The sequence below is a fragment of the Streptomyces polygonati genome (assembly GCF_042650325.1).
Taxonomy (GTDB): Bacteria; Actinomycetota; Actinomycetes; order Streptomycetales; family Streptomycetaceae; genus Actinacidiphila; species Actinacidiphila polygonati.
On record NZ_JBHSBB010000034.1, the window covers coordinates 1 to 26594 of the forward strand.

The following is a 26594-nucleotide window of genomic DNA, read 5'->3' on the forward strand; positions in this document are numbered from 1 at the left end:
GGCCGGATGTGGAAGCCCTGTGAGGGGTGGAGCTGACCGGTACTAATAGGCCGAGGGCTTGTCCATGTATGCTCGCGTCCACTGTTTGGTTCCCGGGTTGCGAACAGTCGCACCGGTCGAACCAGTTCACACAATTGAAGAGTGTGCTTGTTCGCTTGGACTCTGTCGATATCCCGCAGTAGCGGGATGGCCCGATAGTGTTTCGGTGGTCATAGCGTTAGGGAAACGCCCGGTTACATTCCGAACCCGGAAGCTAAGCCTTTCAGCGCCGATGGTACTGCAGGGGGGACCCTGTGGGAGAGTAGGACACCGCCGAACAATCTTTCTGGACCCTCGGTCCTGGCCTAAGCGCTGGGACCGGGGGTCTTTTTGTTTTACCTCGACGCACGATCTCTCGGACGGTACGGGAGACGCGCACTACAGCAGCACAATCCGACAGGAGTCACGTCGATGTCCAACTCACCCGAAGACCGGCCCGAACGCCCTGAGCGTCGGGACTCTCGTAGCGGCGCTCCCCGCCGCGACGATCGGCGTGATGATCGGCGTGATGACCGCCCCCGTGGTCCCCGCCGTGATGACGACCGCGGAGCCCCGCGCCGTGATGACCGCCCGAGCGGCGGTGCCGCCGCCTTCCGCCGTGACGGCCCGCCGAGGAGCGACCGTCCGCGTGACGATCGTTCCGGTGGTGCGCCGCGTCGTGATGACCGGCCCTCGGGTGGGTTCCGCCCCGGTGGCGACCGTCCGCGCTACGACCGTCCCGGTGGCGATCGCCCCGGCGGTGGTGGCTTCCGTCGTGACGACCGCCCCGGTGGCGGCGCCGGCGGTGGCGGTTTCCGACGTGACGACCGCCCTCGTGATGACCGTTCAGGTGGCGGGTTCCGGAGGGATGACCGTCCGCGTGACGATCGTTCCGGTGGTGCGCCGCGTCGTGACGATCGGCCCGGTGGTGGGTTCCGCCCGGGCGGCGACCGTCCGCGCTACGACCGTCCGGGTGGCGACCGCCCCACTGGCGGCGGTGGCGGTTTCCGACGTGACGACCGTCCGAGGGTCGACCGTCCACGTGATGACCGCTCCGGTGGTGGTTTCCGCCCCGGCGGTGACCGCCCCCGCTACGACCGGCCGGCCGGGGACCGTCCCAGTGGTGGCGGCTTCCGTCGCGACGACCGGCCCCGTGACGATCGCCCACGCGATGACCGCTCCGGCGGTGGCAGCGGCTTCCGCCGCGATGACCGCCCGCGCTACGACCGTCCCCGTGATGACCGGTCGAGCGGCCCGCGCCGTGACGACCGCCCCAGCGGTGGTGGTTTCCGCCGCGATGACCGTCCGCGTGATGATCGTCCCCGCGACGACCGTCCGCGTTTCGATCGTCCGAGGGATGATCGGCGTGATGATCGTCCCCGTGACGATCGCCCGCGCTACGACCGTCCCCGTGATGATCGTCCCAGTGGTGGTGGTTTCCGCCGTGACGACCGTCCGCGTGATGATCGTCCCCGCGACGACCGTCCGCGTTTCGACCGTCCCAGGGACGATCGTCCCCGTGACGATCGCCCGCGCTACGACCGTCCCCGTGACGATCGCCCCAGCGGTGGTGGTTTCCGCCGTGACGACCGGCCGCGTGATGATCGCCCCCGCGACGACCGTCCGCGTTTCGACCGTCCCAGGGATGACCGTCCCCGTGACGACCGCCGGGACGATCGTCCCCGTGGGCCGCGCCAGGAGGGCGGCGGCGACCGGGACGGCCGTGATTTCGGGCGGCGGCCGTCGGTGCAGGGTCGTGGGCGGTTCGAGAACCGGGACGGTCGGGACGAGCGCCGTGACCACCGTGAGCCGATCAGGCGGCTGCCGATCCCGGACGAGGTGACCGGACAGGAGCTCGACAAGAGTGTGCGGCAGGAGCTGATGAGTCTGCCGAAGACGCTCGCCGACGACGTGGCGCGCAACCTGGTCATGGTCGCCCAGCTGCTGGACGAGGACCCCGAGCGGGCCTACGCCTACTCGCGGGTCGCGCTCCGGCTGGCCTCTCGTGTCGCGGCCGTCAGGGAGGCGGCCGGCTTCGCGTCGTACGCCACCGAGCGGTACGCCGAAGCGCTGGCGGAGTTCCGTACCACCCGGCGGATGACCGGGACCGTCGACCTGTGGCCCGTCATGGCGGACTGCGAACGCGGACTCGGGCGGCCCGAGCGGGCGCTGGAGATGGCCGGCGCGCCCGAGGTGCAGAAGCTGGACAAGGCCGGCCAGGTGGAGATGCGCCTGGTCGCAGCCGGCGCGCGGCAGGACATGGGCCAGGCCGAGGCGGCCGTGGTCACCCTGCAGAGCTCCGAGCTTGCGGCCAGTGCGGTGCACCCGTGGACGGCGCGGCTGCGCTACGCCTACGCCGACGCGCTGCTTGTCGTCGGCCGGGAGGGCGAGGCCCGCGACTGGTTCGCCAAGGCGCTGGAGGCCGACCACAACGGCACCACCGACGCGTCCGACCGGCTCGCCCAGCTCGACGGCCTGGAGTTCGTCGATGTCGTGGACGATGAGGAGGAGGCCGAGGAGGCCGAGGAGGCCGAGGACGGAGCGGACGAGATCACGACGGCCGCCCGCGCCACCGACGCGGTGGAGGACGAGGGCACCGACGAGGATGTCCTGGACGACGACCTCGATGACGAGGACGAAGAAGCCGCGCCCGCCGGCGTATCCGCGGTGGTCGGCCGGGACGATCACACCGCCGTTGATGACGTTGACGACGACGAGGATGACGAAGACGGGGACGACGAGGACGAGGACGAAGAAGACGACGACGTGAAGGCCGAGTCGCCCGGCGACGCCGCCCCCTCGTCCTTCCTGGTCTCCCCCTTCCGCGAGCCCGCCCGCGACGACCGCGACGAGGACTGACGGTCCGACCGCGGCGGCCCCCGCCGCCGACACCGCCGAGGGCGGCACCCGAACACCAGCGGGTGCCGCCCTCGGCGGTTGCCGTTACGGACGGTGCGGGCTCAGCCCAGGTCCAGGCAGCGCATGACGAGCCCGCCGGCCGGCTTCGGCCCGAAGGAGGTGGACTTGCGCGGCATCATCACGCCCGCACGGGCCAGCTCCAGCACCACCTGTTCCCGCACCGGATGCATCAGCACCGCCGTGCCGCCGTGCTGCCGGGCGAGCTCGACGGCCGCCGCGGTGTCGTGGATGTAGCGGATGTCCTCGGGGGTGTCGGGGATCCGCCAGACGTCGTCGAGCAGGAGATGGTGCAGCACGGCGGCGTCCAGGCGCCGCCACTGCTCGGGGCGGTCGTGGGGGAGGGAGCCGGCCAGCCGGTCCGGTCGCGGCCGGTCCAGCAGCTGGAAGCCGTCCCCAGCGAGCAGGAAGGCGTTGCCCTCGGCGGCTGCCCCGGCCAGCGCGGTGAGCGCCTGGTCCAGCGGGCCGGACAGCGTCCTGACCCGGAAGACGTCCCGGGCCGCCGAGAGCGCCGCGTCCAGGGGGAGGCGCGGCAGCACCCGGTGGATGGCGCGTACGCGCAGCGGATGGCGGGCGCTGTCCACCAGCAGCACCAGGCCGTAGTCCCAGGGCGTACCGGGCCGCTGGGCCTCCCGCAGGCGGAGGTAGGTGGCCCAGCGGTGGTGGCCGTCGGCGATCATCGCCTGGTGCCGGGCCAGATCGGCCTGGACAGTGGCCACTTCGGCGGGGTCGGTGAGCGCCCACAGCCGGTGGCGTACGCCGTCCTCGGTGGTGGTGGCGAGCAGCGGCGGGGTGTCGGCGGCGGTACGGTCGATCAGCCGGGCGGTGGGTTCGCCGTCGCGGTAGGTGAGCAGCAGGGGTTCGAGGTTGGCGCGGGTGGCGCGCATCAGGGCGGCGCGCTCGGCGACCGGTCCCGGCATCACCTCCTCGTGCGGCAGTACGACGCCCTCCTCGGGCGGGCTGAGCCGCAGCGCCCCCATCACACCGCGCTGGAGGTGGCCGCCGTCCAGTTGCTCGTACACATAGAGCGCCGGGCGCGGGTCGGGGGCGAGCACGCCCTCGCGCCGCCAGTCGGCGAGCGTCCGCGCGGCCCCGCGGTGGCGTTCGCCGGCCGTGGGTCCCTCGGGCAGGATGAGCCGCACCACGTTGTACGGGTCGGCGGTCTCCAGTTGACGCTGCTCGTCGGGGCGCACCACGACGTCGTACGGCGGCGAGGTGACCGCGGCGAGGCTGCCGACCCGTTCCGGTACGTAGCGCAGGCCGCGGAAGGGCGCCAGGTGAAGACCGCGCTCTGGGGCGGGGCGCGCGGGGCCGGCCGGACCGGGAATGCTCATCAGCGCATGCTACGTCCTGTCGCGGGCGGGTATGAGGGATGATCGAGCCATCGACCCACGACGAGGAGCGAGCCCCGCCATGACCCACCGGACCCGTCCGAACGGCAGCGAGCAAGCGCTCGACACGGCCTACGACACCGCGCTGCTCGACCTCGACGGGGTGGTCTACGCCGGTGGGGACGCGATCGCGCACGCGGTGGACTCGCTGGCGGCGGCCCGGCGCGACGGGATGGCGCTGGCGTACGTCACCAACAACGCGTCCCGTACGCCGCAGGCGGTGGCCGAGCATCTGACCCGGCTCGGCGTGCCGGCGGCCGCCGAGGAGGTGATCACCTCGGCGCAGGCGGTGGCGCGGCTGATCGCCGATCAGGTCCCGGCCGGGTCGAATGTGCTAGCGGTAGGCGGGGAGGGGCTGTTCGAGGCGCTGCGGGAACGCGGGCTGGTGCCCGTCGAGTCGGCGCGGGACGCGCCCGCCGCCGCGGTGCAGGGCTTCTCGACGGAGCTGCGCTGGCCGCAGCTCGCCGAGATGGCCTACGCCGTCAGCGCCGGAGTGCCCTGGTTCGCGTCCAACACCGATCTGACGATTCCCACCGCCCGGGGTATCTCGCCGGGCAACGGCGCGGCGGTGGAGGTGGTACGGATCGCGACGGGCGCCACGCCGCAGGTCGCGGGGAAGCCGCTGCCGCCGATGCACCGGGAGACGGTGATCCGTACCGGCGCGAAGCGGCCGCTGGTGGTGGGGGACCGGCTCGATACGGACATCGAGGGGGCGTGCGCGGGGGGAGTGGACTCCCTGCTGGTCCTGACCGGGGTGTCCACCCCCGGGCAGTTGCTGGCCGCCGAGCCGAAGCAGCGGCCGACGTATGTGGCCGCGGATCTGCGCGGGCTGCTCGTCGCGCACCCGTCGGTGGACCCGGCCGGCGACGGCTTCCGCTGCGGCGGCTGGACGGCGACGGCGTCCTCCGACACGCTCGTTCTCGACGGCGGGGGCGAACCGGTCGACGGCCTGCGGGCATTGTGCGCCGCCGCGTGGACGGCGGCGGGGGACGGCTCGTGCCGCCTGGACGCGGACAAGGCACTGACCGGCTTGGGCCTGGGTCATCGCTGAGCGCGGACTTCCGGCCGAAGCGGCGGGCGGTGGGCGCGGGCTCGCTACAGCAGTGAGCGCAGCCGCAGCAGGTCCCGCAGACCTGCCTGCAGCTTGATCCGGCCGCTGCCCCACGCCCGGGCGAAGTTCAGCTCGCCGCCGACCACCGCCACAAGGTCGTCGCCTTTCATCGTCAGCCGGATCTCGGCCCTGTCGGCGGGTGTGCCGGCCACCGTCGTCACGTCCTCGATCCGGCCGCCCGCCAGCCGGCCCACGAAGGTGATGTCCAGGTCCGTCAGGTGGCAGCTCAGCGACCGGTCCAGCGCGACCGCGGTGCGTACGTCGCCCTCGGCCCGGGAGAGGTTCGCCGACAGTCGGTCGAGTGCGGCGCGGCACTCCTCGATGGTGGCCATCGGAACGGATTCCCCCGATCTCGTGATACGTCCGGATGACGGTACCGCAGGGCAGGTGAGCGGGCCCGGGTGGCCGGAGGCGGTAGCGTCGTGACCACATGTGTCAACGGCGAGGCGAGGAGTGAGAGCGATGCGGGACGCGCTGCGTACCTGTCTGCAGATCGCGGGCGGCCTGACCGAGGCCACCCGGCGCCGTACGGTCGATGCGGCCAGAGACCTCATCGGCCAGACCGGCATCGATGTCGGGGCCCTCCAGCAGCGGATCGGCTCCGCCGTCCCGGCCGAGGTGCAGACCCTCGCCGACGAGCTGATGGCCTCCGGCCGGGCCAACCGCGACCTGCTGCTCGGGCTGATCCGGGAGGAGATCGACAAGGGCATGGGCCGGGTGGGCCGGATCGCCGACGAGGTGACCAAGGTCGGCGTCGTGCTGGAGACCCTGGAACGCCGCATCCGCAATCTGGAGAACCCCGCGCAGCCCGCGCCGGGTTCGGACCAGGCTCCGCCGGTCGAACATGTCCGGGTCGAGCCGGAACCCGCACCGGAGCAGCCCGCCCGCCCGGCCCGCACCACCACCTCCAAGCCCTCGCCGACGGTCAAGCCCGTACCGAACGTCAAGCCGGCGCCGACCGACAAGCCGGCGCAGACGCCGAAGGCGAGCCCCAAGTCGGCGCCCGCCCCGGCCAAGAAGGCCGCCGCGCGCAAGACGGCGGCCAAGAAGACCGCCACCACCCGTAAGGCCTCCGCCTCCGACGCGGCGTCCGGGACGACCAGGGCCACCGTCGGCGCGAAGAAGGCGGCCACCACCAGGAAGGCGGCCCCGGCCAAGAAGACGGTGACCGCGGCGGAGGCCCCCGCCGCGGGGAAGGCGTCCGCCAGGAAGGCACCGGCGAAGAAGGCCGCCGCCGAGAAGGCCACCCCCGCCGACCTCGCCGCGAAGAAGGCCGCCCCGCGCAAGACCGCCAACCCGTCCCGTACCACCGCCGCCAAGAAGGCGCCCGCGGCCGGGAAGACCGCCGCCCCGAAGCCGTCGGCCGAAACACCGGCGCCCGGAAGGGCGGGGTCCGGAAAGGCGGGGTCCGGCGATGAGTGAGCCGACCGGGACAGGCGGGCAGCCGTACGCGGCCCGGCCGGCCGACGCAGCCGCCGGCACTCCCGCGCTCGCCCCGGTCGGCACCCCCGCCGACCCGTCCGGGGCCGCCGACGCGCCCGCCCCCGGACCCGCCGAACCCCTGCCGCTGGGAGTCGTCGTCGGTGCCACGGGGAATGCTGAGGTCGATACGGCGGTTGTGCGCCTCGGCGACGCGGACGAGTTGCCGACCCAGGCGCACATCGAGGTGTACGAGGATGTGCATCGGGGGCTGCGGGACGCGCTCACCGCGCTGGACGAGAACAGGGGCTGAACTGCACGTGGCACGACGCCGACTCGACGCTGAGCTGGTGCGCCGGAATCTCGCGCGCTCCCGGGAGCACGCGACCCAGTTGATCGCCGCCGGCCGGGTGGCCGTCGGCGGCGCCACCGCGACCAAGGCGGCCACCCAGGTGGAGACCAGCGCCGCCGTCGTGGTGGCCGAGGACGGCGACGAGCCCGAGTACGTATCGCGCGGCGGCCACAAACTCGCCGGCGCGCTGGCCGCGTTCACCCCGCTCGGGCTGGCCGTGGCCGGCCGCAGGGCGCTGGACGCGGGCGCCTCCACCGGCGGCTTCACCGATGTGCTGCTGCGGGCCGGCGTGGCCGAGGTCGTCGCCGTGGACGTCGGCTACGGGCAACTGGCCTGGTCGCTGCGGAGCGACGACCGGGTCACCGTGAAGGACCGCACGAACGTAAGGGAGTTGACGCTCGACATGATCGACGGCCGGCCGGTGGGTCTGGTGGTCGGCGATCTGTCCTTCATCCCGCTCGGCCTGGTGCTGCCCGCCCTGGTGCGGTGCGCCGAGCCCGAGGCGGACCTGGTGCTGATGGTCAAGCCGCAGTTCGAGGTCGGCAAGGAGCGCCTCGGCAGCGGCGGAGTGGTCCGCAGCACCGAGTTGCGTGCGGAGAGCGTCCGCAAGGTCGCCGGGCAGGCCGCCGGGCTGGGGCTCGGCGTGCTCGGTGTGACCGCGAGTCCACTGCCCGGTCCGTCCGGGAACGTGGAGTACTTTCTGTGGCTGCGGACCGGAGCGCCCGCACTGGACCCGGCCGATGTCGACCGCGCTGTGGCGGAGGGGCCCCGTTGACCGTGAAAAGCGAAAGCCAGGACCGAACCGTCTTCCTGCTCACCCATACCGGACGGGAGGCGGCGATCCGCAGTGCGGAGCTGGTGGTGACCGCGCTGCTGCGCTCCGGCATCGGCGTTCGGCTGCTGGCGGACGAGGCGGCCGATCTGCCGCTGCCGCCCTCGGTGGAACTGGTCGGGGAGGTCGGACCCGGCGCCGTGCGGGGCTGCGAGCTGATCATCGTGCTGGGCGGCGACGGCACCCTGCTGCGGGGCGCGGAGTTCGCCCGTGCCTCCGGGGTGCCGATGCTCGGCGTCAATCTCGGCCGGGTCGGCTTCCTCGCCGAGGCCGAGCGCGACGACCTCGACAAGGTCGTGGACCGGGTGGTGACCCGTGAGTACGAGGTCGAGGAGCGGATGACGCTGGATGTGCTGGTCCGCAACGGCGGCCACGTCGTGCACACCGACTGGGCGCTGAACGAGGCGTCGGTGGAGAAGGCGTCCCGCGAGCGGCTGCTGGAGGTCGTCACCGAGGTCGACGGCCGCCCGGTGTCCCGCTTCGGCGGCGACGGCGTGGTCTGCGCCACCCCCACCGGCTCCACCGCCTACGCCTTCTCGGCCGGCGGCCCGGTGGTCTGGCCCGAGGTGGAGGCGCTGCTGATGGTGCCGATCAGCGCGCACGCGCTGTTCGCCAAACCGCTGGTCACCTCACCCCGCTCGGTGCTCGCCGTCGAGGTGCAGCCCGAGACCCCGCACGGCGTGCTGTGGTGCGACGGCCGCCGCACCGTGGAACTCCCCGCGGGCGCGCGCGTCGAGGTCCGGCGCGGCGCCGTCCCCGTCCGGCTGGCCCGGCTGCACCACGCGTCCTTCACCGACCGCCTGGTGGCGAAGTTCGCCCTGCCGGTCGCGGGCTGGCGGGGCGCGCCGCACTAGGTGGCGCCGCACGCACAGGCCCGTCCGCCCGGGGGGCGGAGCCCGCGGTGTCCGGTGCTCCCCGCTGCCTTCGGTGTGGGGGCACCCTCGGAAGGCGCCCCCGGATCGCCGGGCGCCGGACGCGCCTCCCGACGGTGACCGGGGGAGGGATTCGGCAGGCCCCGGCCCGGTGTCGGAGGCCCGCGCGGGGCCGTTGCGGGGCAGGCGCGTCGCGCGGTGGGTGGCAAACCTCGTATGGTCGTATCCGTGTTGGAGGAAATGCGGATTCGGTCGCTCGGAGTCATCGAGGATGCCGTGGTGGAGCTCTCACCCGGCTTCACGGCGGTCACCGGCGAGACCGGCGCGGGCAAGACCATGGTCGTCACCAGTCTCGGCCTGCTGCTCGGCGGCCGGGCGGACCCGGCGCTGGTGCGGATCGGCGCCAAGCAGGCGGTGGTCGAGGGCCGGCTCACCATGGACCCCGCGGCCCGGGCAGCGGTCCGGGCCGCCGAGGCCGGCGCCGAGCTGGACGGCGGCGAGCTGCTGATCAGCCGTACGGTGTCGGCCGAGGGCCGCTCCCGGGCGCATGTCGGCGGGCGTACGGTCCCGGTCGGACTGCTCGCCGAACTCGCCGACGACCTGGTGGCGGTGCACGGCCAGACCGACCAGCAGGGCCTGCTGCGCCCGGCCCGGCAGCGCGACGCGCTCGACCGCTACGCCGGCGGCGCCGTATCCGTACCGCTGGCCAAGTACGCCTCCGCCTACCGGCGGCTGCGCGAGGTCGCCGCTGAGCTGGAGGAGCTGACCACCCGGGCCAGGGAACGCGCCCAGGAGGCCGACCTGCTGCGCTTCGGCATCGAGGAGGTCTCGGCGGCCGAGCCGCTGCCCGGGGAGGACGCCGAGCTGGCCGCCGAGGCGGAACGGCTCGGGCACGCCGAAGGGCTGGCCGCCGCCGCCACCATGGCGCACGCCGCCCTGGCCGGGAACCCCGAGGACCCCGAGGGCGTGGACGCCGTCACCCTTGTCGCCGGGGCGCAGCGCTCCCTCGACGCGGTCAGCGCGCACGACCCGGTGCTGTCCGCGCTGGCCTCCCGGCTCGGCGAGGTCGGCATCCTGCTCGGCGACGTCGCCGGAGAGCTGGCCGGCTACGCGGACAATCTGGACGCGGACCCGCTGCGGCTCGCCGCCGTGGAGGAGCGCCGGGCCGTGCTGGCGCACCTGGTGCGCAAATACGGCGAGGACATCGACGGGGTGGTGGCCTGGGCCGCGCAGAGCGTCGCCCGGCTCGCCGAACTCGAGGGCGACGACGACCGGATCGCCGAACTCACCGCGGAGCGCGATGTGCTGCGCGCCGAGCTGAGCGCGCTGGCCCAGCTGCTGACCGACGCCCGGGAGGAAGCGGCGGACCGCTTCGCCGCCGCCGTCACCGCGGAACTGGCGGAGCTGGCGATGCCGCACGCCCGGGTCACCGTGGCCATCCGGCAGACCGAGGCGGCGGACCCCGAGGCCGGGGTGGATGTGGGCGGCCGGGCGGTGGTCTACGGACCGAGCGGCGCCGACGAGGTGGAACTCCTGCTCGCCCCGCACCCCGGCTCGCCGGCCCGGCCGATCGCCAAGGGCGCCTCCGGCGGTGAGCTGTCCCGGGTCATGCTGGCCGTCGAGGTGGTCTTCGCCGGGTCCGACCCGGTGCCGACCTATCTGTTCGACGAGGTGGACGCCGGTGTCGGCGGCAAGGCGGCGGTGGAGGTCGGCCGGCGCCTGGCCCGGCTCGCCCGCACCGCCCAGGTCGTCGTGGTCACCCATCTCCCGCAGGTGGCCGCCTTCGCCGACCGCCAGCTCCTGGTCGAGAAGACCAATGACGGGTCGGTGACCCGCAGCGGTGTCACCGTGCTGGAGGGCGAGGCCCGGGTCCGCGAACTGTCCCGCATGCTCGCGGGGCTGGAGGACTCCGAGCTGGGCCGCGCCCACGCGGAAGAGCTGCTGGCCGCCGCCAAGGCCGCCCGCTGACCCGGGCGGACCCCGGGGCGCGGTGTCCTCGCCGGCGCGCCCCCCGCCGGCGCCCCCGCCCTCCTCATCCGCGGGCGGTCCCGGCTTGGCGGCCCGGTCGCCGGGCAGAAGTCAGGAAGGCCGCGACGACGGCGCTCGACGACCGGGTGCCGGCGGGGAGGATCCCCGCCGCGGCCATGCGTATCCCGACCGGACCCCGGTGGTGGAACGCCCCCCGAATACGGCACGTTGACCGATGGGGCCGCCCGGCACACCCGTACGGGTGATCCCCGGCCCGGGTGAGCGGACCGGAACTGGCATCCTTGACGGGTCACCGCACACCCGCCCCGCCCTTCCCGACCGGCGCCGAGTCAGGAGCCCCACCCCAGGTGAGCAGCATCCCGCACCCCGCTCAGGGCCCGCTGCACGCCGTGCACGTGCTCAGCACGGTGGCGGGAGCGCACGTCAGCTCGCTGGCCGGCGGCCTGGTGGCGCGCGGGATCGAGGTGACCGTGTGCGGGCCCGCCGCGACCGAGCGGGAGTACCGCTTCACCGGGGCCGGAGCCCGCTTCCTGCCGGTCGACATCGGCCGCCGCCCGGCCGCCGACGCGCCCGCCGTCGGCTCGCTGCGGGCCGCGTTCACCGGCGTCGGCCTGGTGCACGCGCACGGACTGCGGGCCGGTCTGCTCGCCGCGCTGGCGCTCGGCGGCCGGCGTACCCCGCTCGTGGTCACCTGGCACGGCACCGAGGGCCCGCACGACGGCGGCCTGATGCTGCGCTGGCTGGAGCGGCGGGCGGTACGCGGCGCGGCCGTCGTCCTCGGTGTCTCCTCCGACCTGGTGGACCGGGCCCGCGCGCACGGCGCCCGCGATGTCCGGCTGGCCCCGGCCGCCGTACCGCGCCCGATCGCCCGGCCGCCGCGGCCACCGGCCGACGGGGAGCGCCACCGGCAGAAGATCCGGGCCGAATTCGGCGCCGTCGACAGGCCGTTGCTGCTGGCCGTCGGCCGCCTGGAGCCGGACAACGGCTATGACGTGCTGCTCGACGCCGCCGCCCGTTGGGCCGGGCCCGAACCGCGACCGCTGATCGTCATCGCCGGCGAGGGACCCGAACGCGCGGCCCTGGAGCGGCGGATCAATGCCGGGCGGCTGCCGGCGCTCCTGCTCGGCCGCCGTGACGACATCCCCGAACTGCTGTCCGCCGCCGACCTGGTGGTGCTGCCCAGCCGCTGGGAGGCCAGGGCGCTGATCGCCCAGGAGGCGCTGCACGCGGGTGTGCCGCTGGTCGCCACCGCGGTCGGCGGCACCCCCGAACTCGTCGGCGAGGCCGCCGTCCTGATCCCTTACGGCGACGCCGCCGCACTGGCCGAAGCGGTCACCGGCCTGCTCGGCGACCCGGCCCGACGTACCGCGCTCACCGTCGCCGGCCGCGCCCAGGCCGCCACTTGGCCGACCGAGGACGACACGGTGGCCCAAGTGCTCAGCGTCTACGACGAGTTGATCCAGGGGACCTGATCGGACCGGCGGCCCGGCCGGTGAGCGGCCGAGCCGGGTGAGTCAGCATGCCGTCGAACGTACATAGCGGCGGCGGCAGGCCCGGGCCGCGGAACGCGACAACAGCCCGGGCAGAGCGGCCCGTCAGGCCCGGAACGCTCCGGCCGCGGTGAGCCTGAGCGCCGTGTCGATCAGCGGCACATGGCTGAACGCCTGCGGGAAGTTGCCCACTTGGCGCTTGCGGCGCGGGTCCCACTCCTCCGCGAGCAGTCCCAGGTCGTTGCGCAGCACCAGCAGCTTCTCGAACAGCCGTCGCGCCTCCTCCACCCGGCCGATCATCGCCAAGTCGTCGGCGAGCCAGAACGAACAGGCCAGGAAGGCGCCTTCGTCGCCGGGCAGGCCGTCCAGATTCTCGTCGCCGCTGGAGTCCCGGGAGGTCGGGTAGCGCAGCACGAAGCCGTCCTCGGTGGACAGTTCGCGCTGGATCGCCTCGATGGTGCCGATCACCCGCTTGTCGTCCGGCGGCAGGAAGCCCATCTGCGGGATCAGCAGCAGCGACGCGTCCAGCTCGCGCGAACCGTAGGACTGCGTGAAGGTGTTGCGCCGCCGGTCGTAGCCCTTCTCGCACACGTCGTAGTGGATCTCGTCCCGCAGATCCCTGAACCGCTCCAGGGGACCGTCCACCTCGCCGGACTCGATCAGCTTGACCGTCCGGTCGACGGCGACCCAGGCCATCACCTTGGAGTGCACGAAGTGGCGGCGCGGACCGCGCACCTCCCAGATGCCCTCGTCCGGTTCGTTCCAGTGCTTCTCCAGATAGCGGATCATCTTCAGCTGGAGCACGCTGGCGTAGTCGTTGCGGGCCAGACCCGTCATATGGGCCAGGTGCAGCGCCTCGGTCACCTCGCCGTAGACGTCCAGCTGGAGCTGGTGCGCCGCGCCGTTGCCGATCCGGACCGGCGCGGAGTTCTCATAGCCGGGCAGCCAGTGCAGTTCGTTCTCGCCCAGCTCGCGCTCGCCGGCGATGCCGTACATGATCTGCAGGTTCTCCGGGTCGCCGGCCACCGCGCGCAGCAGCCACTCGCGCCAGGCACGGGCCTCGTCGCGGTAGCCGGTGCGCAGCAGCGAGGACAGCGTGATCGCGGCGTCCCGCAGCCAGGTGAAGCGGTAGTCCCAGTTACGAACACCGCCGATGTCTTCCGGCAACGATGTCGTGGGCGCCGCGACGATCCCGCCGGTCGGCGCGTAGGTGAGCGCCTTCAGGGTGATGAGGGAACGTACGACCGCCTCCCGGTACGGGCCGGTGTACGTGCACTGCTCGACCCAGCCGCGCCAGAAGTCCTCGGTGTTGACCAGCGCGACCTCGGGTTCCGGGAGCGAGGGCTGCGGCTTGTGCGAGGGCTCCCAGCTGATGGTGAAGGCCAGCCGGTCGCCGGGGGCGACGGTGAACTCCGAGTAGGTGGTCAGGTTCTCGCCGTAGGTGTCCGCCTCGGTGTCCAGCCAGACCGAGTCCGGCCCGGCCACCGCGACCGTGCGGTCGCCCACCTTGTGCACCCACGGCGTGACCTGCCCGTACGCGAAGCGCATCCGCAGGGAGGAGCACATCGGCACCCGGCCGCTGACACCCTCCACGATCCGGATCAGCTGCGGCGCTCCGTCACGCGGCGGCATGAAGTCGATCACCCGGACCGTGCCCCGGTCGGTGTCCCACTCGGCCTCCAGGACGAGCGAATCGCCCCGGTAGCGGCGGCGGGTGGCCCGGGGCGGCTGCGTGCCCGCCGGATGCGCGGGGCCCAGCCGCCAGAAACCGTGCTCATCGGTGCCGAGCAGACCGGCGAACACCGCCGGTGAGTCGAAGCGGGGCAGGCACAGCCAGTCGACCGTGCCGTCTCTGCAGACCAGGGCGGCGGTCTGCATATCACCGATGAGTGCGTAGTCCTCGATACGCCCGGCCACGTGCAACTCCAGTCGAACACGGCGCCGCCCCCGCGGGACGGTCTTGCGGTCTTGGGAACGAACAACAGCGCAGGTCTGGGTCTGTCGGGTCCGGATCTGCTCAGGGATCTGTTCGGGGATCTTGTTCGGGAATGGGGATGGGGAGGTGGAACTCGATGTGGTCTGGACCTGGGACGAGCTCAGCGATCCGGAGGAGGGCGGGGATGGTGCCGTGTGCCGGGCTGCTCGCGCAGTGCGTTCGAGCAGAATACGTCTTCGCGACGGCCGGTGTGCGTCTCTCGGTGATCTCCGCTGAGCCGAACGGGTGACTCCTGGCAACCTCGCGGCCCAAAAGCCGTAACGTCCGCGAAACGGAAGTACCACCCACCTCGCACTTCGTCGTCGCGAGGCCCGCACAACACTCCCACGAGCTTCTCACATCATCCGCACCCCGCCTTCGAGCAGCGGAAAGCGGCCGGTGGCACGTGCCGCCGGGGAGGGCACCGCGGCGGCGCTGATACCCTGGTAGCCCGTGGGCCGGTGGGCCGAACCACTGAACCGCCGCGACGGCGCTCCCAGGTACGAACGCCGTTTCGCCCCTCACCTCGCGACCACGGGAGCCCTCTGTTGGCAATTGCGCCGAAACCCACCACCACCAAGCACATCTTCGTCACCGGTGGCGTGGCCTCATCGCTCGGCAAGGGGCTCACCGCCTCCAGCCTCGGCGCGCTGCTCAAGGCGCGCGGCCTGCGGGTCACCATGCAGAAGCTCGACCCCTACCTCAACGTCGACCCGGGCACGATGAACCCCTTCCAGCACGGTGAGGTGTTCGTCACCGACGACGGCGCCGAGACCGACCTGGACATCGGCCACTACGAGCGCTTCCTCGACGTCAATCTGGCCGGCTCCGCCAACGTGACCACGGGGCAGATCTACTCCTCGGTCATCGCCAAGGAGCGGCGCGGCGAGTATCTCGGCGACACCGTGCAGGTCATCCCGCACATCACCAACGAGATCAAGTCCCGGATCCGCCGGATGGCCACCGACGACGTCGACGTGGTGATCACCGAGGTCGGCGGCACCGTCGGCGACATCGAGTCGCTGCCGTTCCTGGAGTCGGTACGGCAGGTACGCCACGAGGTCGGCCGCGACAATGTGTTCGTGGTGCACATCTCGCTGCTGCCCTACATCGGCCCCTCCGGCGAGCTGAAGACCAAGCCCACCCAGCACTCGGTGGCCGCGCTGCGCAACATCGGCATCCAGCCCGACGCGATCGTGCTGCGCGCCGACCGGCCGGTGCCGGTGGCGATCAAGCGCAAGATCTCGCTGATGTGCGACGTGGACGAGGACGCGGTGGTCGCGGCGATCGACGCGCCGTCCATCTACGACATCCCCAAGGTGCTGCACACCGAGGGCCTGGACGCGTACGTCGTCCGCCGGCTGGACCTGCCCTTCCGCGATGTGGACTGGACCCAGTGGGACGACCTGCTCAAGCGGGTGCACGAGCCCGCCCACGAGGTGACGGTCGCCCTGGTCGGCAAGTACATCGACCTGCCCGACGCCTATCTGTCGGTGACCGAGGCGCTGCGGGCCGGCGGCTTCGCGAACAACGCCAAGGTGCACATCAAGTGGGTCACCTCGGACGACTGCCGGACCCCGGCCGGCGCCGCCGCGCAGCTCTCCGACGTGGACGCGATCTGCGTCCCCGGCGGCTTCGGCGACCGCGGGGTGGAGGGCAAGGTGATGGCCGTCACCTTCGCCCGTGAGAACCGCGTCCCGCTGCTCGGACTCTGTCTGGGCCTCCAGTGCATCGTCATCGAGGCGGCCCGCAATCTGGTCGGCGTCGCCGAGGCCAACTCCACCGAGTTCGACCCGGCCACCGAGCATCCGGTGATCTCCACCATGGCCGAGCAGCTCGACATCGTCGACGGCAAGGGCGACCTGGGCGGCACGATGCGGCTGGGCACCTACCCGGCCAAGCTCGCCGAGGGCTCCATCGTGCGCGAGGTCTACGGCGACCAGGCGTACGTGGAGGAGCGGCACCGGCACCGCTACGAGGTCAACAACGCCTACCGGGTCGAGCTGGAGCAGAAGGCCGGCCTGGTCTTCTCCGGCACCTCGCCGGACAACACGCTGGTGGAGTACGTCGAATACCCCCGCGAGACGCACCCGTACCTGGTGGCCACCCAGGCCCACCCCGAGCTGAAGTCGCGGCCCACCAGGCCGCACCCGCTGTTCGCCGGGCTCGTCGCGGCGGCGGTGGCGGCCAAGCAGGGCTGAGCCCACCCCGACCACCCGATTCGTCCCACCCCGAGTCGTCCGACGGACCACAGAACCCCGGAAAGGCGCAGCATGCTCCAGGACACCCCGCAGGAGTGGCAGGTGGTGGCCAGCGCCACCCCCTTCACCGGCAAGAAGACCGGCGTCCGCACCGATGAGGTCGTCATGCCGGACGGCGGCACCGCCACCCGGGACTACCAGGTGCACCCCGGGTCCGTCGCCATCCTCGCGCTGGACGAGACCGGCCGTGTCCTGGTCATCAAGCAGTACCGCCACCCCGTGCGGCACAAGCTCTGGGAGATCCCGGCCGGGCTGCTCGACGTCCCCGGCGAGAACCCGCTGCACGCCGCCCAGCGCGAGCTGTTCGAGGAGGCGCACGTCAAGGCGGGCGACTGGCGGGTGCTGTCCGATTTCTACAGTTCGCCGGGCGGGTCCGACGAGGCGGTACGGGTCTTCCTCGCGCGGGACATCACCGCGGCCGAGGGCGAGCGCTTCGAGACCTCCGACGAGGAGTCCGACATGGAGACCGCCCGGGTGCCGCTCGACGAGCTGGTCCGCGCGGTGCTGGCCGGCGAACTGCACAACATCAGCCTGGTGGTCGCGGTGCTGGCGCTGTCCGCCGCGCTGGCCGGCGGCGGGCTGGAGACGCTCCGCCCGGCGGACGCGCCGTGGCCGGCCCGGCCGTTCGGCGAGTGACCCGGCGAGTGACCGGCGAGTGACTCGGCGACGGGGAGGGCTGCGGGGCCCCGGTCGAACCGGCCCGTCCGGCCGCTCCCGGGTACCGGTCCCGGCCTCGGTCCGGCACTGATCACCGTCCGGGCTGATGATCGGATGGCGCGATGATCCGATGGGGTGATCATGGCCCTGGCGGTCGCGTCGCATCCGGGGAAGGGCCGCACCGCGTGAACTAGGCTCGGCGCACGCCCCTCGCGGGCGGCACAGCGACGACCACCCACCCAGCCGGGAGCGTGCCCCGTGACGGACCAGGCGCTCGATCCGCTCCCGGCACACCCTGCCGACGACGCCCCGCCGGCCCCCGTCGTCCGGCCCGCCCGGGCGCCCGAGGAACGCACCGCCCCGGTGGCGGACACCCTTCCCCCGGACCTGCCGGGCTTCGTCGGCCGCGAGCGCGAACTGGCCGAACTCCGCGCGGAGATCTCCCGCCCCGGCCTCGGCGCCTCCCGGAGCAAGCACCCCGACCGGGCCCGCGTCCTGCTCGTCGTCGGCCGCCCCGGCGTCGGCCGCACCGCCATGGCGGTCCACCTCGCCCACCAGCTCGCCTCCCGCTACCCCGACGGCCGCTTCTTCCTCCGGCTGACCGGCGAGGGCGGGGAACCGATCCCGGCCGAACAGACCACCGCGACCCTGCTGCGCGCGGTCACCGGCCGGGCGGGCGGGAACACCGAGGCGGGTGAGGACCCGCCGGCCGGCGAGAACGCACCGACGGCCGCGCCCGCCACCGCCGGGCCCGGCTGGCCCGCCCCACCGCGGCCCGTACCGCCGGAGGCGGACCCCGCCGCCGCCCTGCGGGAGGCGTTCGCCGGACGGCGGATGCTGGTGGTGCTGGACGACGTGACGGACGCCGGGCAACTGGCCGGGGTGCTGCCGGAGGCCGCCGGGAGCCTGGTGCTGGTGACCTCCGGGGGGCCGCTGCCCGGGATCGCGGACGCGCGCCCCAGCACGCTCGGCGGGCTGGACACGGCGGCGGGGGTGGCGCTGCTCGGCCAGTCGCTGGGAGACATCCGGCTCACCAATGACCCCCGCGGCGCCGAGGCCCTGGTGCAGGAGGCCGCCGGACACCCGACCGCGCTCCGCCTGGTCGGCGCCTGGCTCGCCGCCCAGCCGAGGCTCGCCCTGTCCGAGGCCGCCGTGCGCCTGCGCTCCGCCTCGGCCGGCGCCTTCCCGGCCGCCAGGGCCACCGACGGCCTGGCGCCGCCCGAGCTGGTGGCGAAGGCCGCGTCGCGGACCCCGGCCGGCCGGGGGGCGAAGCCCGGGCCCGTCACCGATCCGCCCGCGCCGCCCACCGCCCCCGGCGAACTCGTCCGGGCCTTCCGGCTGGTGTACGAAGCGCTGCCGGACACCGCGGCGCGGATGCTACGGCTGCTGGTGCTGGCCCCGGCCGGCCTGGTGGACGCCCAAGCGGCGTCCGCGCTGGCCGGCTGCTCCGTGCCGGCCGCGCAGGGCACGCTGGAGGACTTCGTGGCCGGCGGGCTGCTGACGGCAGGGCCCGAGGAGGGCCAGTACCGGCTGCCCGGCTGCCTGGAGCCGCTGCTGCGCGGGCTGGTGGACAGCAGGGACCGCCCCGAGGATGTACGGCTCGCGCGGGCCAGGATGCTGGAGCGGACCGTACGGCTGCTGCTGTCCTGCCGGGCCGCGCTGGGCGGTGAGGCGCCGGCCGACGGCCTGCCGCGCACCCTGCGCTTCGCCTCGCCCTCCGTGGCGGCCGACTGGCTGGCCTCCCGGCTGCCCGCGCTGATGTCCGCCGCCCGGACGGCGGTGGCCGACGGGGAACTCGACACACTCGCCCGCCGTCTGGTGGCCGCGCTGGTCCGCGCGCTCGTCGACGCCCCGGCGGCCTTCCCGGCCCTCGCGGAGCGCTACGACCTGCACCGGCTGGTGCTGGACATCGCCGAGCGCCGCGGTCTGCACCGGGAGAAGGCCGCCGCCCTGATCAACCTCGCCGATCTGGACGCCGAGTCGGGCCGGCCGCAGGACGCGCTGGAGAAGTACCGGCAGGCCCTCGGCGCGGCCAGGACCAGCGGCGACACCGAGGCCGAGGGCCGCGTCCTGGAGGCCCTGGGCGGCACCTACCTCGCGCTGCGGGACCTGCCGCGCGCCTCCGACTGGTTCGGCCGCGCCCTCGCGCTGCGCCAGGCCCGCGGCGAGCTCGGCCACCAGGCCCGGCTGCACGCCCGGATCGGCTCGGTGCTGACCCATCTCGGGCGCTACGGGCCCGCGCTGCGCGAATGGCGGTCCGCGGTCGGCGTCTACCGCCGGCTCGGCGACCTGCCCTCCCAGGCCCGGGCCCTCACCGAGGCCGCGCGGGTCCAGGAGTACGCCGGCCACCCCGAGGACGCGCTGCGCACCTGCCGGGACGCGCTCTACTGGGCCCGGCAGGCCGGCGAGCGCCGGCTGGAGGCCGCGGTGCTGCTGCGGCTCGCCGACGCCCTCGACCGCCTCGGCGACTCCGGTGGCGCCGGGCTCCAGCGGGCGGCGGCGCGGCGCCTCTTCCGCCCCGGCGAGTTCCCCGCCTTCTGAGCCTTCTGTGCCTTCCGAGCCCTCCGAGCGGCGCCCGGCGGGCCGCCGCGCGCCGGGTCCGCACCCCGATCGGCCTACGAAACTGCCAATGTCCCCGGCTGAACCCTCCACTTTGTAAGGCTGGACAGCGGCTCTTCCTTCACTAGACTGGGAATGGCCGCGCACAACGCGGTCAGGTCCGATGCGTCGTGCCATGGCGCACCATGTCCCGGCCTCCTCCGGCGCACCCGCCGGAACCCTGCCGGATCCCCCAGTCATCCCTGAGTGCAAGGACCGTGATCGACGTGAAGGTGGGCATCCCCCGCGAGGTCAAGAACAACGAGTTCCGTGTGGCCATCACCCCGGCCGGCGTGCACGAACTCGTCCGCAACGGACATCAGGTCGTCGTCGAGCGGGGCGCCGGGCAGGGCTCGTCCATCCCCGACGAGGAGTACGTGGGCGCGGGCGCCGCCATCCTGGCCACCGCCGACCAGGTCTGGGGCGAGGCCGACCTGCTGCTGAAGGTCAAGGAGCCGATCGCCGAGGAGTACCCGCGGCTGCGCAAGGGCCAGACCCTCTTCACGTATCTGCACCTCGCCGCCTCCCGGGAGTGCACCGACGCGCTGCTGGAGTCCGGCACCACCGCCATCGCGTACGAGACGGTCGAGCTGGCCAACCGGCAACTCCCGCTGCTCGCACCGATGTCCGAGGTGGCCGGCCGGCTGGCCCCGCAGGTCGGCGCCTACCACCTGATGCGCTCGGCGGGCGGCCGGGGCGTACTACCCGGCGGTGTGCCCGGGGTGCAGTCCGGCCGGGCCGTCGTCATCGGCGCCGGCGTCTCCGGCTGGCACGCCACCACCATCGCGCTCGGCCTCGGCTTCCATGTGACCCTGCTCGACAAGGACCTGAACAAGCTCCGCGAGGCCGACAAGGTGTTCGGCAACCGGGTGCAGACCATCGCCTCCAACGCCTACGCGCTGGAGCAAGCGGTGACCGAGGCGGACCTGGTGATCGGCGCGGTGCTGATCCCCGGCGCGAAGGCGCCCAAGCTCGTCACCAACGAACTGGTGTCACGGATGAAGCAGGGCTCGGTACTTGTCGACATCGCGATCGACCAGGGCGGCTGCTTCGAGGACTCCCGGCCCACCACCCACGCCGAACCGACCTTCACCGTGCACGAGTCGGTGTTCTACTGCGTGGCCAACATGCCCGGCGCGGTGCCCAACACCTCGACATACGCGCTGACCAACGCCACCCTGCCCTACATCGTCGAACTGGCCGGCCGCGGCTGGCGCGAGGCGCTCCGACGGGACGCGGCGCTCGCCCGGGGTCTCAACACCCATGAGGGTCAGGTCGTTTACGGTCCGGTCGCCGAGGCGCACGGCCTGGACCCGATCGACTTGCAGACATTGCTGGCGTGATTCGGCAGCAGGTCCCAACTTCGCACTGATGGCCGGGTCTTGGCGTCCGAGACCCGGCCGTTCGGGTGGTTACGCCCTTGACAGCGGGGTGTTCGGTCACCGACACATCGTGCCGTGTCCGGCGGATTGTGTTGCTGCGGACCACCGACACGCCATAGAGTCGCAAAGCGTCGGCTGTAGTCGCGCCGACCTGTCTAGAAGTTTCCTGGTCACCAAGGAGGTAAGACGACTTGTGAATGAGTCGACATTTGCTCCCGGGGGTGGTCAACCAGGAATGACCGTCGGTTCGGTCGCGGTCCGCACCTTCGAGTCCCGCCGAGCCGAGACGAGCACGGGGACGCAGCCCGCTCACGCCATGACGCCTTACGACCATGACGACCACGAGTTGCAGGACGGTCAGTTCTACGACCCCGACGCGGAGTACGAGCCCGACCCGGAGTACGCCGCCACCCTCGCACCGGACGCCGCCCGGCAGCGCCGCGAGCGCGTCGGGCCCACCGGCCGTCCGCTCCCGTACTTCCCGATCCCCAACCCGCTCACCGACCACGGCCCGGCGAAGATCGTCGCGATGTGCAACCAGAAGGGCGGGGTCGGCAAGACCACCTCGACCATCAATCTGGGCGCCGCGCTCGCCGAGTACGGCCGCCGGGTGCTGCTGGTCGACTTCGACCCGCAGGGCGCGCTGTCGGTCGGCCTCGGGGTCAACCCGATGGAACTCGACATCACGGTCTACAACCTGCTGATGGAACGCGGTCTGGCCGCCGACGAGGTGCTGCTGAAGACCGCGGTGCCCGGCATGGACCTGCTGCCCTCCAACATCGACTTGTCGGCCGCCGAGGTGCAGCTGGTCAGCGAGGTGGCCCGGGAGTCCGCGCTCGCCCGCGCGCTCAAGCCGCTGCTGGCCGACTACGACTATGTCGTCATCGACTGCCAGCCCTCGCTCGGCCTGCTCACCGTGAACGCGCTGACCGCCGCCCACTCGGTGATCGTGCCGCTGGAGTGCGAGTTCTTCGCGCTGCGCGGCGTCGCGCTGCTCACCGAGACCATCGAGAAGGTCCGCGAGCGGCTCAACCCGGAACTCGAACTCGACGGCATCCTCGCCACCATGTACGACTCCCGCACCGTGCACAGCCGCGAGGTGCTGGCCCGGGTGGTGGAGGCTTTCGACGAGCACGTCTTCCACACCGTGATCGGCCGGACCGTGCGATTCCCCGAGACCACCGTGGCCGGTGAGCCGATCACCACCTACGCCTCCAACTCCGTCGGTGCCGCGGCCTATCGGCAGCTCGCCAGGGAGGTGCTCGCCCGGTGCCACGCCGAGTGAGTCTGCCGGGCGCCGACGAGCTCTTCCGGACCACCGGGGGAGCCGCGCTCCAGGCGCCGCAGCCGCGGCAGCACACCGGAGGCGACACACAGGTGCGCCCGGTCCCCGAAGGCGGGGAGGGCGGCCAGGGACAGCGGCAGGACCGCGGTCAGGAGGACGAGGCGGAACCGCGGTCCGGCGCCGCTCCCGACCGCGACAGCGGCGAGTACGCCGGCCGGGACGCCCCGCCCGGCCCCCGCAGGCCGCTGACCGCCGAGCGCGCCGGCATCCAGTCCGCCGCCGGAGCCGGCTCCACCGTGACCGCCACCGTGCCGCAGCAGGTCCCACCACCGATGCAGAACCCCGGCCCCGTCCCGCAGCCGTCGAACGGGACCCGCCGGAAGTCGTCCCGGCAGAACCGCCGGCCCAGCGGCCGCGAGCGCCACGACGAGAAGATCACCGTCTATGTCTCCGCCGAGGAGCTGATGGACCTGGAGCACGCCCGCCTCGTACTGCGCGGCGAGCACGGCCTGGCCATCGACCGCGGCCGTATCGTCCGCGAGGCCGTCGCCGTCGTGCTGGCCGACCTGGAATCCCGCGGCGACGCCAGCATCCTGGTCCGCCGCCTGCGCGGTCGCTGAGGACCGCTCCGCGCGGTGACCCGCCAGGCCGCGGCCCGCTGCGGGCGGCGCGGGGTCGCGCCGGGCTCCGGACACGGGCGATAGCCTGCCGTCCTGACCTCCCCGCACTTTGGACCTCGATGCCCAGTACATCCGACGACCCGGACCGCCCCCGCCGCCGTTTGGGCCGCGGTGCCGCTCCGAACCCGGAACTGGCGCCCGCGGTCCCCGAGCCCCGCCCGCCGGTGCCCCGGCCGGAGCTCCAGCCGGAGCCTCGGCCCGAGCCAGAGCCCCTGCCTGAGCCCGTGCCGGAGCCGCCGCCGGACTCCCCACCGGATCCCGGGCCGGACTCGGAACCGGACCCTGAGCCGAACCCTGAACCTGACCTGGGACCGCCGCCCGGGCCCGTGACCGCGGCCCCGGCCGAGCCGCCCGACGCCGCCGCACCCGCGCCCCCCGCCGAGCAGCCGCCCGGGCAGGCCGAGGCCGGCAGCCGCTTCACGGTCCGGCTGGCGAACTTCGAGGGCCCCTTCGACCTGCTGCTCCAGCTGATCTCCAAGCACAAGATGGACGTCACCGAGGTCGCGCTGTCCAAGGTGACCAATGAGTTCATGGCCTACATCCACGCCATGGGCGTGGACTGGGACCTCGACCAGACCACCGAGTTCCTGGTGGTCGCCGCGACCCTGCTCGACCTGAAGGCGGCCCGGCTGCTGCCGTCCGCCGAGGTCGAGGACGAGGCGGACCTCGCGCTGCTGGAGGCTCGCGACCTGCTCTTCGCCCGGCTGCTCCAGTACCGGGCCTACAAGCAGATCGCCGCGATCTTCGCCGAGCGGCTGGAGCAGGAGGCGCTGCGCCACCCGCGGACCGTCGGCCTCGAACCGCAGCACGCCGAACTGCTGCCGGAAGTGGTGCTCAGCATCGGCCCGGAGCGCTTCGCCCAGCTCGCGGTGAAGGCGATGCAGCCCAAACCGAAGCCGCAGGTGTACGTGGACCACATCCACGCACCGCTGGTCAGCGTGCGCGAGCAGGCCGAGCATGTGATCGCGCTGCTGCGCGAGCTGGGCGCGGCCAGTTTCCAGGAGTTGACCCGGGACGCCACCGACACCCTGACCGTCGTCGCCCGCTTCCTGGCGCTGCTGGAGCTGTACCGGGAGAAGGCGGTCACCCTCGACCAGGAGGAGGCGCTGGGCGACCTCCAGGTCCGCTGGACCGGCGTCGCCGACGAGAGCGCGCCGCTGGTGACCGACGAGTTCGACCGGCCGCCCGAGCCCGCGGCCAAGGCGGCGGGCGGATCCCGCGCCGAGCCCCCGGACTTCCCCGCGGGCAAGCCCGCCGGGAAACCGACCGAGAACGGAGAAGAGCGATGACCGAGCCGGCCGATCTGCCGCGGGGCGCCGCCGACCTGGAACCGGGAAGGGCGGAAGGTACGGCCCCGGCCCCGACCGGGCTGCTCGGCGCCGCGCTCGCCGAGCTGGAACTGAAGCCCGCCCTCGAAGCGGTGCTGATGGTCATCGACGAGCCCGCCACCGAAGAGCAGCTGGCGAAGATCCTGGACCGGCCGCGCCGGCGGGTCACCAAGGCCCTGCGCGAACTCTCCGACGACTACACCCGCGAGGGACGCGGCTTCGACCTGCGGCTGGTGGCGGGCGGCTGGCGCTTCTACACCCGGCCCGCCTTCGCGCCCGCGGTCGAGAAGTTCGTCCTCGACGGCCAGCACGCCCGCCTCACCCAGGCCGCGCTGGAAACCCTGGCCGTGGTCGCGTACCGTCAACCGGTCAGCCGCTCCCGGGTCTCCGCGGTGCGCGGAGTGAACTGTGACGGCGTGATGCGTACCCTCCTCCAGCGCGGGCTGGTGTCCGAAGGTGGGACGGAACCCGAGACAGGTGCGATCCTGTACAGGACGACCAACTACTTCCTGGAACGTATGGGCCTGCGCAGCCTCGATGAGCTGCCCGAGCTCGCCCCGTTCCTGCCGGAGGCGGACGCGGTCGAGGCGGAGTCCCAGGAAGGGCTTCCGTCCTTCGATCCGGACGCTCAGGACGAGACAGTGACTACCTCGATTACGGAAACTTGATGCGAAGCAGCGACAGGAACAGCGGCGGCGGCCGGAACTCCCGCGGTGGCAGCGGCGGCGGCGCCGGCGGCTCCGACCGGCGCGGGGGCGGCTCCGACCGGCGGGGCGCGAGCTCCGACCGCCGCGGCGGCGGCCAGCCCCGCGGCCAGGGCCAGGGCCAGGGCCAGGGTGGTCGGGGTCAGGGGCAGAGCCAGGGCCCGGCCCAGGGTCCAGGGCAGGGCCAGGGGCAGGAGCGCCCCAGCAGGCCGCGCCCGGAGGAGCGCCGCTACGACGTCGGCACCACCGGCCAGTCCGGTGCGAACAAGCCCGGCGGCATGCCCCGCACCAAGACCGAGGGCCAGCCCGGCAACCGTGGCAAGCGGGCCGGCCGCACCCTGGCCGCCCGCCCGCGCGAGCTGGACGCCCAGATCGAGGAGCGCAACCGCGAGCGGCACAGCAAGCCGAAGCTGAACCTCCCCAAGACCTTCCCCGGCGCCGAGCAGGAGGGCGAGCGGCTGCAGAAGGTGCTGGCCAGGGCCGGTATGGGGTCGCGCCGGGCGTGCGAGGAGCTGATCGAGCAGCGGCGCGTCGAGGTGAACGGCAAGGTCGTCACCGAGCAGGGCCTGCGGGTCGACACCGACAAGGACGAGGTCAAGGTCGACGGGCTGACCGTCGCCACCCAGACGTATCTGTTCTTCGCGCTGAACAAGCCCGCCGGTGTCGTCTCCACGATGGAGGACCCCGACGGCCGCCAGTGCCTCGGCGACTACGTCACCAACCGCGAGACCCGGCTCTTCCACGTCGGGCGGCTGGACACCGAGACCGAGGGCCTGATCCTGCTCACCAACCACGGCGAGCTCGCGCACCGGCTCACCCACCCGCGCTACGGCGTGCAGAAGACGTATCTCGCCGCCATCCAGGGCCCGCTGCCGCGCGACCTGGGCAAGCAGCTCAAGACCGGCATCGAGCTGGAGGACGGCTGGGCGCGCGCCGACCACTTCCGCATCGTGCAGAACACCGGCAAGAACTACCTGGTGGAGGTCACCCTGCACGAGGGCCGCAAGCACATCGTGCGCCGCATGCTCTCGGAGGCCGGCTTCCCGGTCGACAAACTCGTCCGCACCAGCTTCGGCCCGATCCCGCTGGGCGACCAGAAGTCCGGCTGGCTCCGCCGCCTCACCAACACCGAGGTCGGCATGCTGATGCGCGAGGTCGACCTGTAACCCCGGTTCGACGGCGCCTTGTTCGGGACGGTGCGGCGGTCCGGCCCGGACAGCCGCCGCGATCCGCCGAAAGCCCTCGCGTACGGAGCCGCCGACCGGCTTGGATGACCGTATGACCAGCATCCGAACCGATGTCCGCTCCGCCGCGGGGCCGGCCGCGCCCGCCAG

Annotated in this window: 19 protein-coding genes, 1 rRNA gene and 2 pseudogenes; 19 read left to right on the plus strand and 3 right to left on the minus strand. The window is 73.2% G+C overall.

What is annotated here, in order from left to right; translation table 11 throughout:
• The first annotated feature begins 201 nt into the window (after positions 1–201).
• From rrf to ACFO3J_RS31760, 3 genes and pseudogenes are all read left to right on the plus strand, one after another.
• Positions 202–318 (plus strand): 5S ribosomal RNA (gene rrf, locus ACFO3J_RS31750).
• A gap of 159 nt (positions 319–477) precedes the next feature.
• Positions 478–1398, plus strand: a pseudogene (locus ACFO3J_RS31755) (hypothetical protein); the annotation flags it as partial.
• A 486-nt stretch (positions 1399–1884) separates the two neighbouring features.
• Positions 1885–2596 (plus strand): annotated as a pseudogene (locus ACFO3J_RS31760) (hypothetical protein); the annotation flags it as partial.
• Positions 2597–2978: 382 nt separating this feature from the next.
• On the opposite strand, the gene ACFO3J_RS31765 reads toward ACFO3J_RS31760, so the two are convergent.
• Positions 2979–4268: a DUF1015 domain-containing protein gene (locus ACFO3J_RS31765; RefSeq protein WP_386436938.1), complete on the minus strand. Its 1290-nt coding sequence runs from the start codon at positions 4266–4268 to the stop codon at positions 2979–2981.
• A 79-nt stretch (positions 4269–4347) separates the two neighbouring features.
• On the opposite strand from ACFO3J_RS31765, the gene ACFO3J_RS31770 reads away from it, so the two are divergent.
• Positions 4348–5376, plus strand: a complete 1029-nt coding sequence (locus tag ACFO3J_RS31770) for an HAD-IIA family hydrolase (RefSeq protein WP_386436941.1) — start codon at positions 4348–4350, stop codon at positions 5374–5376.
• Between the two features lie 44 nt (positions 5377–5420).
• Here the strand turns inward: ACFO3J_RS31770 and ACFO3J_RS31775 are convergent, their stop codons facing one another.
• Entirely contained in the window at positions 5421–5768 is a 348-nt protein-coding gene (locus tag ACFO3J_RS31775) for a sterol-binding protein (protein WP_386436944.1), read from the minus strand.
• Positions 5769–5898: 130 nt separating this feature from the next.
• On the opposite strand from ACFO3J_RS31775, the gene ACFO3J_RS31780 reads away from it, so the two are divergent.
• The 6 genes from ACFO3J_RS31780 to ACFO3J_RS31805 all read left to right on the plus strand — a co-directional run bounded on the left by ACFO3J_RS31780 (position 5899) and on the right by ACFO3J_RS31805 (position 12372).
• Entirely contained in the window at positions 5899–6858 is a 960-nt protein-coding gene (locus ACFO3J_RS31780; RefSeq protein WP_386436947.1) for a histone, read from the plus strand.
• The gene (locus tag ACFO3J_RS31785; RefSeq protein ID WP_386436949.1) at positions 6851–7168 is read left to right on the plus strand and encodes a hypothetical protein; all 318 of its coding nucleotides are present in this window, start codon (positions 6851–6853) and stop codon (positions 7166–7168) included. The genes ACFO3J_RS31780 and ACFO3J_RS31785 overlap by 8 nt, the downstream gene beginning before the upstream one ends.
• A gap of 7 nt (positions 7169–7175) precedes the next feature.
• Positions 7176–7982 (plus strand): TlyA family RNA methyltransferase, encoded by an 807-nt coding sequence (locus ACFO3J_RS31790; protein ID WP_386436952.1) that lies wholly within the window; start codon positions 7176–7178, stop codon positions 7980–7982.
• Positions 7979–8893, plus strand: a complete 915-nt coding sequence (locus ACFO3J_RS31795; RefSeq protein ID WP_386436954.1) for an NAD kinase — start codon at positions 7979–7981, stop codon at positions 8891–8893. Before ACFO3J_RS31790 ends, ACFO3J_RS31795 begins: the two co-directional genes overlap by 4 nt.
• A gap of 234 nt (positions 8894–9127) precedes the next feature.
• Positions 9128–10879, plus strand: coding sequence for a DNA repair protein RecN (gene recN / locus ACFO3J_RS31800; protein WP_386436957.1), 1752 nt, complete (start codon positions 9128–9130; stop codon positions 10877–10879).
• Between the two features lie 368 nt (positions 10880–11247).
• A complete protein-coding gene (locus ACFO3J_RS31805; RefSeq protein WP_386436959.1) occupies positions 11248–12372 on the plus strand; it encodes a glycosyltransferase family 4 protein in 1125 nt (374 codons plus the stop codon).
• A 123-nt stretch (positions 12373–12495) separates the two neighbouring features.
• Here ACFO3J_RS31805 and ACFO3J_RS31810 read toward each other — a convergent pair whose 3' ends face one another.
• Positions 12496–14319 (minus strand): glycoside hydrolase family 15 protein, encoded by a 1824-nt coding sequence (locus ACFO3J_RS31810; protein ID WP_386437151.1) that lies wholly within the window; start codon positions 14317–14319, stop codon positions 12496–12498.
• Positions 14320–14913: 594 nt separating this feature from the next.
• On the opposite strand from ACFO3J_RS31810, the gene ACFO3J_RS31815 reads away from it, so the two are divergent.
• From ACFO3J_RS31815 to ACFO3J_RS31855, 9 genes are all read left to right on the plus strand, one after another.
• Positions 14914–16566 (plus strand): CTP synthase, encoded by a 1653-nt coding sequence (locus ACFO3J_RS31815; RefSeq protein ID WP_386436962.1) that lies wholly within the window; start codon positions 14914–14916, stop codon positions 16564–16566.
• Positions 16567–16638: 72 nt separating this feature from the next.
• The gene (locus ACFO3J_RS31820) at positions 16639–17262 is read left to right on the plus strand and encodes an NUDIX domain-containing protein (protein WP_386436965.1); all 624 of its coding nucleotides are present in this window, start codon (positions 16639–16641) and stop codon (positions 17260–17262) included.
• 279 nt (positions 17263–17541) lie between these two features.
• Positions 17542–19824 (plus strand): tetratricopeptide repeat protein, encoded by a 2283-nt coding sequence (locus ACFO3J_RS31825; protein WP_386436970.1) that lies wholly within the window; start codon positions 17542–17544, stop codon positions 19822–19824.
• A gap of 284 nt (positions 19825–20108) precedes the next feature.
• Positions 20109–21224, plus strand: coding sequence for an alanine dehydrogenase (gene ald, locus ACFO3J_RS31830; protein WP_386437153.1), 1116 nt, complete (start codon positions 20109–20111; stop codon positions 21222–21224).
• Between the two features lie 355 nt (positions 21225–21579).
• Complete coding sequence (locus ACFO3J_RS31835) at positions 21580–22548, plus strand: ParA family protein (RefSeq protein WP_386437155.1); 969 nt, start codon at positions 21580–21582, stop codon at positions 22546–22548.
• Positions 22533–23168 (plus strand): hypothetical protein, encoded by a 636-nt coding sequence (locus tag ACFO3J_RS31840; RefSeq protein ID WP_386436973.1) that lies wholly within the window; start codon positions 22533–22535, stop codon positions 23166–23168. Before ACFO3J_RS31835 ends, ACFO3J_RS31840 begins: the two co-directional genes overlap by 16 nt.
• Before the next feature lie 119 nt (positions 23169–23287).
• Entirely contained in the window at positions 23288–24517 is a 1230-nt protein-coding gene (locus ACFO3J_RS31845; RefSeq protein WP_386436976.1) for a segregation and condensation protein A, read from the plus strand.
• On the plus strand, positions 24514–25224 hold the full coding sequence (gene scpB / locus ACFO3J_RS31850) for an SMC-Scp complex subunit ScpB (protein WP_386436979.1): 711 nt from the start codon (positions 24514–24516) through the stop codon (positions 25222–25224). Before ACFO3J_RS31845 ends, scpB begins: the two co-directional genes overlap by 4 nt.
• Positions 25224–26426: a pseudouridine synthase gene (locus ACFO3J_RS31855; protein WP_386436982.1), complete on the plus strand. Its 1203-nt coding sequence runs from the start codon at positions 25224–25226 to the stop codon at positions 26424–26426. Before scpB ends, ACFO3J_RS31855 begins: the two co-directional genes overlap by 1 nt.
• The last annotated feature ends 168 nt before the right edge of the window (positions 26427–26594 follow it).

Bases quoted from the DNA above. Each gene is read 5' to 3' on its own strand.
- ACFO3J_RS31765 (WP_386436938.1), bottom strand. From the start codon at position 4,268: ATGAGCATTCCCGGTCCGGCCGGCCCCGCGCGCCCCGCCCCAGAGCGC.
- ACFO3J_RS31835 (WP_386437155.1), top strand. From the start codon at position 21,580: ATGACGCCTTACGACCATGACGACCACGAGTTGCAGGACGGTCAGTTC.
- recN (WP_386436957.1), top strand. From the start codon at position 9,128: ATGGTCGTATCCGTGTTGGAGGAAATGCGGATTCGGTCGCTCGGAGTC.
- ACFO3J_RS31780 (WP_386436947.1), top strand. From the start codon at position 5,899: ATGCGGGACGCGCTGCGTACCTGTCTGCAGATCGCGGGCGGCCTGACC.
- ACFO3J_RS31775 (WP_386436944.1), bottom strand. From the start codon at position 5,768: ATGGCCACCATCGAGGAGTGCCGCGCCGCACTCGACCGACTGTCGGCG.
- ACFO3J_RS31855 (WP_386436982.1), top strand. From the start codon at position 25,224: ATGCGAAGCAGCGACAGGAACAGCGGCGGCGGCCGGAACTCCCGCGGT.
- ACFO3J_RS31770 (WP_386436941.1), top strand. From the start codon at position 4,348: ATGACCCACCGGACCCGTCCGAACGGCAGCGAGCAAGCGCTCGACACG.
- ACFO3J_RS31785 (WP_386436949.1), top strand. From the start codon at position 6,851: ATGAGTGAGCCGACCGGGACAGGCGGGCAGCCGTACGCGGCCCGGCCG.
- ACFO3J_RS31820 (WP_386436965.1), top strand. From the start codon at position 16,639: ATGCTCCAGGACACCCCGCAGGAGTGGCAGGTGGTGGCCAGCGCCACC.
- ACFO3J_RS31845 (WP_386436976.1), top strand. From the start codon at position 23,288: ATGCCCAGTACATCCGACGACCCGGACCGCCCCCGCCGCCGTTTGGGC.
- scpB (WP_386436979.1), top strand. From the start codon at position 24,514: ATGACCGAGCCGGCCGATCTGCCGCGGGGCGCCGCCGACCTGGAACCG.